This is a genomic window from Mucilaginibacter sp., from assembly GCF_039925265.1.
In the GTDB taxonomy this organism is placed as follows: domain Bacteria; phylum Bacteroidota; class Bacteroidia; order Sphingobacteriales; family Sphingobacteriaceae; genus Mucilaginibacter.
Genome location: NZ_JBDSZG010000034.1, coordinates 146317 through 160062 on the forward strand (window position 1 = coordinate 146317; position 13746 = coordinate 160062).

The 13746-nt window shown below is 43.3% G+C and carries 11 protein-coding genes; 5 read left to right on the top strand and 6 right to left on the bottom strand.

Annotation, left to right across the window (positions count from 1 at the left end; genetic code table 11):
* The first annotated feature begins 63 nt into the window (after positions 1-63).
* A complete protein-coding gene (smc, locus tag ABIX36_RS16060) occupies positions 64-3645 on the top strand; it encodes a chromosome segregation protein SMC (RefSeq protein WP_348083180.1) in 3582 nt (1193 codons plus the stop codon).
* Positions 3646-3704: 59 nt separating this feature from the next.
* Here the strand turns inward: smc and ABIX36_RS16065 are convergent, their stop codons facing one another.
* From ABIX36_RS16065 to ABIX36_RS16080, 4 genes are all read right to left on the bottom strand, one after another.
* Positions 3705-5288, bottom strand: a complete 1584-nt coding sequence (locus tag ABIX36_RS16065) for a S41 family peptidase (RefSeq protein WP_348083181.1) — start codon at positions 5286-5288, stop codon at positions 3705-3707.
* A gap of 65 nt (positions 5289-5353) precedes the next feature.
* Positions 5354-5971 (bottom strand): HAD hydrolase-like protein, encoded by a 618-nt coding sequence (locus ABIX36_RS16070; RefSeq protein WP_348083182.1) that lies wholly within the window; start codon positions 5969-5971, stop codon positions 5354-5356.
* The gene (locus tag ABIX36_RS16075; protein ID WP_348083183.1) at positions 5952-6260 is read right to left on the bottom strand and encodes a hypothetical protein; all 309 of its coding nucleotides are present in this window, start codon (positions 6258-6260) and stop codon (positions 5952-5954) included. The genes ABIX36_RS16070 and ABIX36_RS16075 overlap by 20 nt, the downstream gene beginning before the upstream one ends.
* Complete coding sequence (locus ABIX36_RS16080; RefSeq protein ID WP_348083184.1) at positions 6260-6919, bottom strand: ABC transporter ATP-binding protein; 660 nt, start codon at positions 6917-6919, stop codon at positions 6260-6262. The genes ABIX36_RS16075 and ABIX36_RS16080 overlap by 1 nt, the downstream gene beginning before the upstream one ends.
* 164 nt (positions 6920-7083) lie before the next feature.
* On the opposite strand from ABIX36_RS16080, the gene sucC reads away from it, so the two are divergent.
* Entirely contained in the window at positions 7084-8277 is a 1194-nt protein-coding gene (gene sucC / locus ABIX36_RS16085; protein WP_348083185.1) for an ADP-forming succinate--CoA ligase subunit beta, read from the top strand.
* 253 nt (positions 8278-8530) lie between these two features.
* On the opposite strand, the gene ABIX36_RS16090 is transcribed toward sucC, so the two are convergent.
* Positions 8531-9454: a nucleoside hydrolase gene (locus ABIX36_RS16090; protein ID WP_348083186.1), complete on the bottom strand. Its 924-nt coding sequence runs from the start codon at positions 9452-9454 to the stop codon at positions 8531-8533.
* Between the two features lie 794 nt (positions 9455-10248).
* Between ABIX36_RS16090 and ABIX36_RS16095 the strand changes: the two genes are divergently transcribed.
* The 3 genes from ABIX36_RS16095 (at position 10249) to ABIX36_RS16105 (ending at position 12816) form a co-directional block, all read left to right on the top strand.
* Positions 10249-10782, top strand: coding sequence for a YceI family protein (locus tag ABIX36_RS16095; protein ID WP_348083187.1), 534 nt, complete (start codon positions 10249-10251; stop codon positions 10780-10782).
* A 152-nt stretch (positions 10783-10934) separates the two neighbouring features.
* On the top strand, positions 10935-11555 hold the full coding sequence (locus ABIX36_RS16100; protein WP_348083188.1) for an L-threonylcarbamoyladenylate synthase: 621 nt from the start codon (positions 10935-10937) through the stop codon (positions 11553-11555).
* A gap of 58 nt (positions 11556-11613) precedes the next feature.
* Complete coding sequence (locus ABIX36_RS16105; RefSeq protein ID WP_348083189.1) at positions 11614-12816, top strand: tetratricopeptide repeat protein; 1203 nt, start codon at positions 11614-11616, stop codon at positions 12814-12816.
* On the opposite strand, the gene trpA is transcribed toward ABIX36_RS16105, so the two are convergent.
* On the bottom strand, positions 12794-13564 hold the full coding sequence (trpA, locus tag ABIX36_RS16110; RefSeq protein WP_348083282.1) for a tryptophan synthase subunit alpha: 771 nt from the start codon (positions 13562-13564) through the stop codon (positions 12794-12796). The two genes, ABIX36_RS16105 and trpA, sit on opposite strands and share 23 nt — an antisense overlap.
* Between the last annotated feature and the right edge of the window lie 182 nt (positions 13565-13746).

Genomic DNA, 13746 nt, shown 5'->3' on the forward strand with positions numbered 1-13746 from the left:
TAAAAAACCGAATTTTTTCCTTACCTTAAAGCCTTAAATTTCCCGAACGCACTATCCTACTGAATGCAGCTTACACAATTAGAAATCAAGGGTTTCAAAAGCTTTGGCGATAAAATAACCATCAATTTTAATGAGGGGGTTACGGCTATTGTGGGGCCTAATGGCTGTGGTAAGAGCAATGTGGTAGATGCCATCCGCTGGGTTTTGGGCGAGCAAAGCACCCGGATGCTGCGATCAGAGAAGATGGATAACGTTATCTTTAACGGAACCAAGAGCCGCAAACCCGCAAACCTGGCCGAGGTATCGCTCACATTCGATAATACCAAGAACATTCTCCCTACCGATTTTTCGCAGGTAACGCTTACCCGCCGCCTATACCGCACCGGCGAAAGCGAGTACCGCCTCAACGATGTACAATGCCGCCTGAAGGACATCACCGATATGTTTATGGATACCGGCGTAGGTGCCGATTCCTACTCCATCATCGAACTGCGGATGATAGACGAGATCATCAATAACAAAGAAGGTTCGCGCCGTAATTTGTTTGAGGAAGCATCGGGCATATCTAAATATAAGCTCCGCAAAAAACAAACTTTCAGCAAGTTAAAAGATACCGAGGCCGACCTGGAACGCGTGGAGGATCTTCTCTTCGAGATAGAAAAAAACCTCAAAACTTTAGAGAACCAAGCCAAGAAAACCGAGCGCTACTACCGCCTGCGCGATCAGTATAAAATTTTGAGCATGTCGCTGGCATCCTTCCGAATCGCCGGGTTCAGTAAAACACTGGCAGAAATTGAGGAAAAAGAGCAAAAGCAAAGGGCAGAAAGATCGGGCCTGTCTACCAGGATAGATACATTGGAAGCCGCCCTCCAGCAACAAAAACTGGATAGCCTTACGCGGGAAAAAAACCTTGCTGCGCAGCAGAAAACCACCAACGAATTTGTTTCGAAGATCCGTGCATACGAAAGCGAAAAGCGCGTTAAGAACGAGCAGTTAAAACACCAGCAGGATAAGGAAAGCCGTTTAAAAGAAGAACTGGAGCGGGATACCAACCAGCATAAACACGTTCAGTACAACATCAAACGCCTCAACGAGGAAAAAATGCAGGAGGATGAAAATCTGCAAACCATTACCGCCCGCGTTGCCGAGCTAAAAGCCGCAGTGGATGATCTGCGTGTTTCGCAAACGGAAGCGCGTGCCGAACTGAACGAGCTAAACTCGGTGAACAACCGGCTGCAAAACCAGGTTTACAAAACCGAAAAGGATATTGATATCCTGCACATACAGCAACAGGCGCTTGAACAGGAAAGCCTGCGCAATATGGAGGATGCCAGCAACAAAGAGGTGGAACTCTCCCACTTTAACCGCGTTGTTGCCGAACTGGATGGCCGTACCGAAACACTAAAAAGCGAATATGAACTTGCGGTTGATGCCGAAAACAAGCTACAGGAACAGATAATATCCACCGAGGGCGAACTGAAAACCGTTACCGAAAGCATAGCCGCCGATAGCCGTAAGCTCGATGCCAAACAAAACGAATATAACCTTACAAAAAGTATGGTTGATAATTTGGAAGGCTTCCCGGAGTCTATCCGTTTCCTGAAAAAGAACACCAGCTGGGCCAAAAACATCACGCTGTTCAGCGATATTTTATTTTGTAAGGAAGAGTACCGCATAGCGATAGAAAACTACCTGGAACCGCTGATGAACCACTATGTGGTGAATAATTACGATGAGGCCATAGCGGCCATTAACCTGCTGAGCAATTCCTCAAAAGGCAGGGCGCAGTTTTTTATACTGGATAATTATGGCCTTACCCCAACCCCCTCTCCAAAGGAGATGGGCCTAAGTAAGGAAGTCCGCTCCTTTGGAGAGGATTTAGGTGAGGCTGTTACCCCTGCCCTTTCCGTAGTAGAGGTTGATACCCGCTACGCTCCCCTTTGTACCCACCTGCTTAAAAACGTGTACCTGGTAAACGATAATACCGAGCAGGACATTAACAACGCCAACCTGCCCGATGGTGTGGTGCTGATCGGCAAAAGCGGCAAGTTCAATAAATCAAGGCATACCATGGCCGGTGGTTCGGTAGGTTTGTTTGAGGGTAAGCGAATTGGTCGCGCCAAAAACCTGGATAACCTGCTCAAGGAAATTAAACAGGCGGAAACACGTATCGGTTCTTTTAAAAACCAGAGTCAGGAATTGCAAAGCACCTTAACCGCGCTAAAAGCGTCGGGCCGGGCAAACGAGATCAGGCAAAAACAAACCGACCTTAATAAATTAAATACTGAGCTGGTTACCGTTAAAACCAAGCAGGAACAATACCAGGCCTTTATAGAGAACAGCCTCAACCGCAAACAGGATATTGCAAACAAAATAGCGGGTATTAAACTCGAGATCCAAACGCTGCAACCGGCTTTGGTGGAGTACCGTGAGCAAAAACAGGCACAGGCCGACCTGATGCTGGACAAGCAACAGGCTTTTAACGAGCTGAACGAGTTTGTATCCGTGCAGTCCAATGCCTATAACCAGGAAAATATCCGCTTCCATCAGCAGCAGAATAAGGTATCAGGTTTATTGAAGGACCTGGAGTACCGCGAATCGCAGCTGGATAACCTCGATGGCCGCATTATGCACAACAGCGCCGAGATGGAGAAGATAAAAACGCTGATTAGAGAAAACCTGCAGCAAACCGGCGATAGCGACGAGGACCTGCTGGGGATGTACGAGCAAAAGGAAAACCTGGAAAAAGCTACCCAGGAAGCCGAACGCGAGTATTATACCTGGCGCGGAAGCATCACCGAAAGCGAGAACGAGATACTGGTATTGCGCCGTAATAAAGATCAGGCCGAACTCATAGAGAACGAACTGAAGGATGCCCGCAATAACTTAAAACTGGAACTGAACGCCCTTAAAGAGCGCCTGTCGGTAGAGTTTAATGTAGATATTGCTGACCTTCCCGAAACGGAAGAGAATCAAACCGAAAGCGAAGCCGACATCCGCGAGCGTACTGATAAGCTGAAACGCCAGATGGATGATTTTGGTGCCATTAACCCAATGGCGGTAGAGGCTTATAACGAAATGAGCGAACGTCACAGCTTTATCCAGGCACAGAAGAAGGACCTGGCGGAGGCTAAAGCATCTTTGTTGGCCACTATTCAGGAGATAGATGATACTGCCAAAGAGAAATTCATGTCGGCATTTACGCTGGTGCGCGAGAACTTTATTAAAGTATTCCGCTCATTGTTTAACGAGGAAGACAGCTGCGACCTCATCCTCTCCGACCCCTCGCACCCGCTTGAATCGGAAATAGATATCATCGCCCGGCCAAAGGGCAAGCGCCCCTTATCTATCAACCAATTATCGGGTGGTGAAAAAACACTTACCGCTACGGCCATCCTGTTTTCACTTTACCTGCTTAAGCCTGCCCCTTTCTGTATTTTTGATGAGGTGGATGCCCCGCTGGATGATACCAATATTGATAAGTTTAACAATATCATCCGCAAATTCTCTAAAGAATCGCAGTTCATCATCATATCTCACAACAAACGCACCATCGCCTGTACCGATATTATTTACGGCGTTACCATGGTAGAGCAAGGCATCTCCCGCGTAGTACCTGTAGATCTGCGCGAACTGGCCGACTAAACAAAAAAGGCGTCCCGGTTTCCCGAAACGCCTTTTCATCATTATCTATAACACCTAAACTATTTCTTTTTAAGCGATTTGTTAAACACCATTCCGCGGAATTTATTACCATCCATTTCTATACCCGCCTCCCTTGATTGGTCAACCGACATGACATTAGTTTTCCCAGCGGTGCTTTGTATTACCTGGCCCGCTACGGTAAATGTGCCGGTTTTTACATAATTAAGCGCGTATGCAAGTAGTAACTCGGTAGGGTCGCCAAAATCTTTGGTCACGTCATCTATGTGTTCAACCCCCTGATAATCTGTCGATCCCGGTGTCATACCTGCATAGTAACCTCCCTGGTTTGCAGAGTTTTTGGTTTCAAACTCGGGGATGTACATCTGGTATTTATTAATATCGATATCAAAAAAGCCAACCGGTTTACCATAGCTGGTAGTACCTATCAATTTAACATCCATTATAGGGCGCAGGTTGTTGATGGTAAGCTCGCTTGCAGATGCGGTTGAACCTGTTACAATAAAAAACACGTGGCTAAGCGTAAGTGAAACAGGTACGTCAGCTTTAGAAAAATTAACCGCGTTTCCGGATACCGAATAATCAAATTGCGAATAGTTATAAATTTCGCCCGTAGCATCATCTTTACGCACCTGGTTTTTAAGGATACTCGCATTACGGGCTGCTGTGGTTGTTAAGCTTGTTAAGTTGCTATTAAAATAAGAGCTATACATCAACGACCCGCTTTTGGCAGCCGGCGCAATTAAGTTACTCAAATATTCGGCTGTTGACACAAAGCCACCACCGTTGTAACGCAGATCTACAACCAAGTCGGTAATGTTTTGCCCTGCGAATTCGTTAAATGCCTCGTTTAATTTTGGCTTAGCATTTGCCAACGACGTAAAGCTGTTAAAAACAATATATCCAACTTTTTTGCCGGTGCCCTGGTCAAAAACCTTATGGGTTATCACGGGGTTTGTTGTATAAGTTGTTGCGTTAAGGGTAACGGTTATGTTGCTTGCATCCGGTTTTTTCAGCACCATGGTAATAGTACTGCTGTTGGCATAAGCGTTTATTACAAAATTTAAATTTGTACCCGCGCCGCCATTACCATCATAAGCTAAATTGGTACGCCCGTTAATACTGGTAATCTGGTACCCGCGTTTTATTCCTGCCAAGTCGGCTGGCGAGTTAGGGTAGACATAACGAACGCGCAAATCGTTCACCGCGGCATAGATCGGCGCAAAGCCGAAATCGCCATTTACACCATTCAATTCTGATGATACGGTACCGTCATCAATAAACGAATATTTGGCTTCGCCCGGCGAGGCCGGATAATATTCGTATGGTTTACCGGTACTGGGGTTTATTTTATATTGCGATAAAGCGTCAACCTCTTTCTGTATGGCGCTTATATCGTCGGTACCGGTAAAGGTACGCGGTTTAAAGGTCGCGTAATCCGGCAGGCCATCATTCCAGTAATAAGCTTCTTTTGCATAAAGAAAAACCGAATCGCGGATCAGGTCAAGCGTAGTGCCTGTTTTTGAAGGACCGATAGGTGTAGTATCCGGATCCGGTGTTTTACTTTTCTTGCAGGATGATACAACTACGGCAAGCAATATAACAAGGTAAAATATTTTTCGCATTTTTATATATGTATATAGTATATGTTGGTTAACGGATATATCAATAATATATTACAGCCTTGAAATTACAAAAACTCGTTCACATTTAGGTAATCTATTCCGGTTGTTTGGGCACATAACGCGTCTGTTTCCGAATTTTCTATCATCAGCAGGTCTCTTCTTTCCAGTTGGTACTCTTTCATCAGCAAATGCAACACATCGGGCTCGGGTTTCGGCTTGGTTTCGTCGGCAAAATAAGCTATTAAATAGGGTTCCAAACCGTGCCATTCCAGGTGCTTAATTTTATTGAGCTGCTGCTGCGGGTTTCCATTGGTTACTATAAACAACTTTTTCCTGTCGGTAACAGCGTCCTGTAAAAACTCCAGCATGTTCTGGTACAAAAGCAGCTTTAAAGGCACTTTACCGGTTGCCATCAGCAGATCCAGATTAGGTCTGTATTTCTCGTCAACCTTCAGCGTATGCACCAGTTCATCAAAAACAGCATCGGCTCCTTTATTGATATACGTATCAATCATTAAATTGGTTGTCTGTTTCGCGTCAGTAAGATCGGTGTACTCCAACAGGTTGGCAAACAGGTAGTAAATTTGGTATATGTAGTCCTTGGCGGGGTACAAAACATTATCCAGTTCAAAAATAAAAGCCTTTTTACGCGGGTCTATATCGCTATATTTCAATTTGGCCATCTAAAATATCGATGTTATATTCTTTAAACAATAGTTCCGATTCGCGCAGCAAATCAAGTTCATGCCCCGTTAAAACATAAACGGTGTTAACACCCTTATCCAAACAAAGCGTCAGCATCTCGTGCTGGTAACTTACCGATGCGGGACTTGGCAGCTTAAGCAGCCCCATGCTTTTCACCATAAAATCGGGCAGGTCGGCGTGGTCGCCCAATAAAACATCCGGGCTGTTTAGCTTATTTTTCAGCTTATGTGCCGATGCGGATGAGGCGGCGGTTATTAATATACTCACTATAAACTATCTACTATTAAACCATCCTTCATTAATATGGTGCGGTCGGCCATACCGGCGAGTTCCTCGTTGTGGGTTACTATCACAAAGGTTTGGTTAAACTCTTTACGTAACCTTACAAAAAGTTCGTGCAATTCCAGCGCGTTCTTCGAATCAAGGTTTCCCGAGGGTTCATCCGCGAAGATCAGCGCGGGTTTATTTATTAAAGCACGTGCAACGGCAACCCTTTGCTGCTCACCTCCCGATAGTTCGGCTGGTTTATGGGTAAGCCTGTCGCCCAGCCCGAGCATATTAAGCAGTTCGGTAGCACGTTTTTCTGCCTCGGCACGTGGTACGCCGGCTATAAAGGCAGGCATACATACATTTTCTATCGCGTTAAACTCTACCAGTAAATGATGGAACTGAAATATAAAGCCGATCTTCCGGTTCCGGAAATCGCTGAGGTTCTTATTATCCAGCTTGTTTACTTCCACGTTATCTATAAAGAGCTGCCCCGAATCGGCATTGTCCAGCGTCCCCAGGATATTAAGCAGCGAACTTTTGCCCGCACCCGAAGCCCCGACAATGGTTACTATTTCGCCCCGGTTTACCAGCAGATCGACACCTTTTAAAATATGAAGCTGCCCGTAGGATTTATGGATAGATTGTGCTTTAAGCATGGGCAAAGATAATTTTTTTGGGTTGATTATGTGAGTGGTTAAGTGGTGAGTGGTTGGTTTTGTGTCAAAATTCTGCATGCATTTAACTCAATCAACTTAATCCAGCTCAATCAACCTTAAAATAAAAAGAAAATAGTAGTTTTACCGCAAATCTTTCAAAAAACATGAATATTCACGAATATCAGGGCAAAGCGATACTAAAAAGCTTTGGCGTTAGAGTACAGGAAGGCATAGTTGCAGATACACCGGAAGAAGCTGTTGCTGCGGCTCAGAAGATAAAGGAAGACTATGGGTCGGACTGGTCGGTTATAAAAGCACAGATACACGCGGGTGGCCGCGGTAAGGGCGGTGGCGTAAAACTTGCCAAAAATGCAGAACAGGTAAAAGAAATTGCAGGCAAGATCATTGGGATGCAGTTGGTTACCCCGCAAACCGGCCCCGAAGGTAAATTAGTAAAGAAAGTATTAGTAGCACAGGATGTTTACTACCCCGGCGAGAGCGAAGTAAAAGAGTTTTACGTGAGCGTATTGCTTGATCGCGCTGCGGGCCGCAACATCATCATGTATTCTACCGAAGGTGGTATGGATATCGAAGAAGTAGCACACTCTACCCCCGAGCTGATTCACAAAGAAGAAATTGACCCTAAAGTTGGTTTACAACCGTTCCAGGCGCGTAAAATTGCCTTTAACCTGGGCTTAAGCGGCGATGCTTTTAAAGATATGGTGAAATTCATCACCGCTTTATATAAAGCATACGATGCTACCGATTCTTCCCAGTTTGAGATAAACCCGGTTTTAAAAACATCTGATAACAAAATATTGGCGGTTGATGCTAAGGTAAACTTAGACGATAACGCTTTATACCGCCACCCGGATTACGCAGCTATGCGCGATACCGACGAGGAAGACCCAACAGAAGTTGAGGCAAGCAAAAGCAACCTTAACTATGTAAAGCTCGACGGTAACGTAGGCTGTATGGTTAACGGCGCTGGTTTAGCTATGGCAACTATGGATATTATTAAACTGGCCGGCGGTGAGCCTGCTAACTTTTTGGACGTAGGCGGAACCGCTAACGCGCAAACTGTTAAAGCCGGTTTTAACATCATCTTGTCTGACCCTAACGTTAAGGCTATCCTGATTAATATTTTTGGTGGTATAGTTCGTTGCGACCGTGTTGCACAGGGTGTAATTGATGCTTACAAAGAGATCGGTAACATCCCCGTCCCTATCATCGTTCGTTTACAGGGCACCAACGCTATCGAAGGAAAAGAACTGATAGACAACTCAGGCTTAAAAGTTTACTCGGCTATTTTGTTGAAAGAAGCTGCTGAGCGTGTTAAAGAAGTGTTAGCACTGTAAGTTAGAGATTAGAGGCCGGAGGTTAGATATTAGTAATTTCGGGTTTTAAGTATTGAAAGGGGCTTCGGCCCCTTTTTTGTTTGTTAGGATTTTGTTGGTGATTTCGTCTCCGCAGGGTCTCGTTAAAAAAGATCCGGCGGAATGAGGACAAATCGTTGCTTTGCATACCGCTGCAGGGTACCTCTGCGAAACACCCAATGAGCATAGTTTTTAAACTCAAATCATTTTGACCCGAGTTATTTGGCTATTATATTTACTTATTACTTTTACCGAGCAATTTGAACTTTGCCACCATGTCGCTAAACATCAAACGGGTATCCAGCCATGTATACACCCGTATAGGACGTCCTTTGGCATTATATCGATAGGTGCCATCAGATGCTATATTGGGTGCTTGCTTTATCACATATTGGCTGGATGCGGGGTCCTGTCCAAAGCCGGTTTGCAAGGACGTAAGCAGAACCAGGGGACTATCGCCCAATATGTAGACTTCTCCCATTTTATTACCAAAACGGTTCAACTTTATTTCATCTTTCACGAGTTGCGTGAGGTATGTACCGATTTCACTTGTCGGAGCGACATCCGCCATCATTTCGTCCATACTAAAGATGCACTGACGGTAGGCGTTACGTGGAACCTGCCAGATGGGTATTTTGGAGTTGTTGAAAACAGCTTGTGCCGCAGGAATGCAAATGCCGAGGTTGTATTCAAGCGGGCCATGATCCGGAGGGGTTATTATGCCATCATATTCAGGTCCGCCGATCCACACAAGGGTGAGACGTTCGGCTATTTCCGGTTTGAGAAGCCAGGCGCTCGCAATATTGGTCAAACCTGCTCCGCAAACAATATATAATGGCAGATCGGTATCTGTTCGCATAGCTTCTTCGATGATTAGTTGCGCCCCTTCCGATTGCTGGGGTTCATCTATGTTTTTAATGCCATTTTTGGCTCCGGCAACTATTTTATATTTTCCCGGGAGTCGCATCAGGCTAATTACTTTTTTCGCATTCTGACAAGCTTCTTCGGCAGTGTTATTGGCTTTGCTGAATCCACCACCATTGGTCAAATGAGAGCCTATAATTCCCCGGATTTCCACGGAGGGCGACAGCAAATGTTGCACCAACTGAAAATAGCCGTCAGGATCGCCTTCAAAGTCGTTGTCAATAATGATCCTCATCCGTGGCGTGGTATAATTATTACGCATTGAAGTTTGCATGTTTTGAGCCTGAGCACACACGCCGGAAAGAATAAACAATCCAAAAAAGAAGTAATGTGTTTTTTCATAAAATGGTTAATGTAAATGGCGTTCATACTATCTTTTCATTTAGGCAATAATAAACAAGGCGGCCAGGGTTTAAGGCGAGGTTTAGGTCCGTTTTCCAGACATGTTGATAGAAAAACATGGCTGCCACAAATAGTAATAATACCAAAGGAATTCTTCGTCATTTTCAAATAATTATTCAGGCTTTCGCAAGGTGGGTACACTTCTTATTTGCGCCATATAAATAAAAGTTTCTGCGAATTCAATCATTTGTCTTATGTCACCAATAAATGTAAAACTAACACTTAATTAATGAGGTTAAAAAAAAGTATAATGCATATTTAAACTATTTGGTGTTGGGTATTCGAAATTTCGTCCCCACAGGGTCTCTTTGAAAAAGGACCCTCCGACATCAGGACATTTCACATACCATATCGTTTGCTTTGCATGCTGCCGCAGGGTTCTCTGCGAGAGACCCTGCGGGGAAAATTGAGAGGTTTTAGCTTGATAATTTAACAAAAGCATAAAGTGTATTAAGAGGACCTCTGCCCCTTTTTGTTGTTATTTACAAACAATACCCATAAAATACATGTTATAACTTACAATTGTCTACCTATTGTAAAATGAGGAGAATATAATATATGTTTAAACATCTATTATTATATTTGTATCATAATTAAGAGAAACAAAATTCAAAACATAAAAACATCATGGCAACAGCAACAAAATGGGTTTTAGACCCAATGCACTCAGAAGTACAATTTAAAGTAAAACACTTAGTAATATCAACCGTAACAGGCGCTTTCAAAACATTTGAAGGTGAATTAACTACCGAAAGCGACGATTTTGAAGGCGCTGACGTAAGTTTTTCATTAGATGTGAACAGCATCGACACTAACCAGGAAGCACGCGATGGCCACCTTAAATCTGGTGAGTTTTTCGATGCGGAAACTTATCCAAAGATCAGTTTCAAATCAACCTCTTTTACAAAAGATGGCGATGAGTATAAATTAACGGGCGATTTGACCATTAAAGACGTTACCAAACCGGTAACTCTTGATGTAGAGTACGGCGGTGTAGCAGGCGATTTTTACGGTAACACCAAAGCTGGTTTTGAAGTAACCGGCAAAATAAACCGTAAAGATTTCGGTTTGGTTTGGGACGGTGTAACCGAAGCAGGTTCGGTTGTATTGGGCTCGGATATTAAACTGATCATCAACGTTCAGTTCACAAAACAAGCGTAATTGATTTGGGATTTCGGAATTGAGATTTCGAAATTAAAGAGTCTTTAACTTCATATAAAATGCCGGATATAACAATTATTCGGCATTTTTGTATTTATATACAGTACCAACACGAAATTCGAAATTGAACATTCGAAATTCGATATTATATTATGCTGATAAAAATATACCCCGAGAACCCGAACGAAAAAGCCATTGAGCAGGTGGCCGATGTGCTACGCAAAGGCGGGCTCATCATCTACCCTACCGATACCGTTTACGGGCTGGGCTGCGATATCACCAACCATAAAGCCATCGAAGCTATCTGCAAGATCCACGGTATTAAGCCGGAGAAGGCAAACTTTTCTTTTATCTGTTACGATCTGAGCCACATCTCTGATTATATCAAGCCGATTGATAATACCACCTTCAGGGTGTTGAAGAAAGCATTGCCGGGGCCTTTCACCTTTATTTTTAACGCCAGTCACGCTGTGCCGAAGATGCTTAGCTCCAACAAAAAAACTGTAGGTATCCGTGTTCCTGATAATAATATTGCCCGAGAAATTGTAAAGGTATTGGGTAACCCTATCCTATCTACGTCGATACACGATGAGGATGAGATCATCGAATACTCTACCGATCCGGAGCTGATCTACGAAAAATACCAGGACCTGGTAGATATGGTGATAGACGGTGGCTACGGCGATAACGTGCCCTCTACCGTAGTAGACTGTACCAACGGCGAGTTTGAAGTTATCCGCGAAGGCAAAGGCGAATTAGAAGAATATTTATAGGTTGGTTTGCCTTACGGGAGTATTTTAAGTATTTTTATATACTTAAAGCCTTGTTATAATGGGTGACTATGTTTATCCGGTATTTATAATCCCCCTGTTCCTGTCAATATTTATCGCCTGTCGATTTTTAACTGTTCTATTTCATGAACTTGGCCACGCCATCCCGGCACTTTTGTTTACAAAAGAAAAGGTAGAAGTCTATTTAGGGTCGTATGGCGATAATAACGCGCCGAGTATTAGCCTATCCACTCGCTTTACTATATACTTCTATTTTAATCCGCTTAAATGGAATAAAGGAATGATCAGGCATCACGGTTATGGGTTAACTTTTTACAAAGAGTTTTTAATATTGATTTTAGGGCCGTTGAGTTCATTACTCGTTGCTCTTTTAGCTATTTGGATAATTTTTGCATTTGACCTCAATGGGTTCCTGAAACTTTTCTCGATAATATTTTTCTTTTCCGCCTTATTCGACTTGCGAAATATTTATCCTTCGCCCTATCCTATAACGTTATATAACGGCAGCAAAACCTATTGCGACGGCTACCAAATTGCCAAATTGATAAAATACCATAACGACAGAAAAACATATGCCGATGCAGTAATACATTATAACAATGAGCAGTACCAGCAAGCATCCGGATTATTTGAGCAATTAACCCCGGGCTTTATTAACGAAGGCATTTTATCTGTGATTTTGAATTCTTACGTTCAGAACCGTGAATACGTCAAAGCCAAAGATTTTTTTGATAAGCAGACGAATAACGATGTCGACTCGGAGGGTTTTAATTGCATTGGCCTGATAGAGTCACAAATAGGAAATCATGATATTGCGCTTGAATATTACAACAAAGCCTTAATGTTAAACCAGGATAACGTATTTGCAAGGTGTAACAGGGCCTACACTTACAATCTTTTCTCTAAATATACCGAAGCCCTACAAGATTTTAACGAAGTGCTGAAAATCACCCCGGATAGTGCATATGTCTATGCCAATATAGCTTACACTAAAATAAAAACAGGTTTATTAGATGAGGCCTTAGAGGACATTAACAAGGCGCTCATGCTAAACGATATTGAAGCGTATGCCTATCGTAATTTAGGGATCTATTATATCGAAACAGGTGAATACTCAAAAGCCCTGAATAACTTACAGCACGCTTTTGCTATAGATACCAATACCCATATGATAAACGAATACCATTCAATCGCCAAAGGCAAATTAAAAGACGCTCAGTCTATCCCTTTATCCCCGATATAAACGCCGGGATCTTCTCCATATAATTCTCCGTACCCAACAGTTTCACAAAGGCACTCCCTACTATCGCACCATTGGCGTACTGGCAGGCTTTGCTGAATGAAGCATGATCTGAAATACCGAAACCGATGATAGCCGGGTTATTTAAATTCATGGCTTTTACTCGGTTGTAGTACTCTTCTATGCTATCGGTAAGCTGCAAATTGCCGCCCGTGATGGATGACGATGACAGCAGGTAAATAAAGCTGTTGCTCAGCTCATCTATCTTGCGGATGCGTTCATGTGATGTTTGCGGGGTAACCAGGAAGATATTGCTGAGGTTGTTATCTTCAAAATGGTTACTGTACAGCATTTCGTACTCGTACATAGGCAGGTCGGGTACAATAATACCATCCACACCCACAGCTGCGGCATCCTTGCAGAAACGTTCTACGCCGTACTGTACAATCGGGTTTACATAACCCATCAGTAAAATGGGGATATTGACACGCTGACGCAAATCTTTCAATTGTTCAAACAATACGGTTAAGGTCATGCCATTTAGCAACGCGTTTTCAGAACTATGCTGAATGGTCGGCCCATCAGCAACCGGGTCGCTGTACGGGAAACCAATTTCCAGGAAATCGGCACCTGCTTTTTCCAGGGCTTCGGCAATATCTACCGTTGTATTCAGTTCCGGGTAACCGGCTGTAAAATAAATAGACAGTAAGTTTTCCTTTTTCGTATCGAAAAGTTTGTTCAACCTGTTCATCGGGGTAATTGTATCAGCCATATCGTTTGCAATCCAATAGTACGGTGCAAAAATATCGTAAATAATTTCTTTCGGGGTGTTTATTAAAAACTTTTAAAGAGGTGTTCCACTTTGATGTTATTGGCGTGTTTTAGCGGGCTTTGAAAATAAACATAGTTACTTAATTATCAAATAATTATGGA

Coding starts and splice junctions, on each gene's coding strand:
- smc (WP_348083180.1), top strand. CDS start 64: ATGCAGCTTACACAATTAGAAATCAAGGGTTTCAAAAGCTTTGGCGAT.
- ABIX36_RS16065 (WP_348083181.1), bottom strand. CDS start 5,288: ATGCGAAAAATATTTTACCTTGTTATATTGCTTGCCGTAGTTGTATCA.
- ABIX36_RS16070 (WP_348083182.1), bottom strand. CDS start 5,971: ATGGCCAAATTGAAATATAGCGATATAGACCCGCGTAAAAAGGCTTTT.
- ABIX36_RS16080 (WP_348083184.1), bottom strand. CDS start 6,919: ATGCTTAAAGCACAATCTATCCATAAATCCTACGGGCAGCTTCATATT.
- sucC (WP_348083185.1), top strand. CDS start 7,084: ATGAATATTCACGAATATCAGGGCAAAGCGATACTAAAAAGCTTTGGC.
- ABIX36_RS16090 (WP_348083186.1), bottom strand. CDS start 9,454: ATGAGGATCATTATTGACAACGACTTTGAAGGCGATCCTGACGGCTAT.
- ABIX36_RS16095 (WP_348083187.1), top strand. CDS start 10,249: ATGGCAACAGCAACAAAATGGGTTTTAGACCCAATGCACTCAGAAGTA.
- ABIX36_RS16100 (WP_348083188.1), top strand. CDS start 10,935: ATGCTGATAAAAATATACCCCGAGAACCCGAACGAAAAAGCCATTGAG.
- ABIX36_RS16105 (WP_348083189.1), top strand. CDS start 11,614: ATGGGTGACTATGTTTATCCGGTATTTATAATCCCCCTGTTCCTGTCA.
- trpA (WP_348083282.1), bottom strand. CDS start 13,564: ATGAACAGGTTGAACAAACTTTTCGATACGAAAAAGGAAAACTTACTG.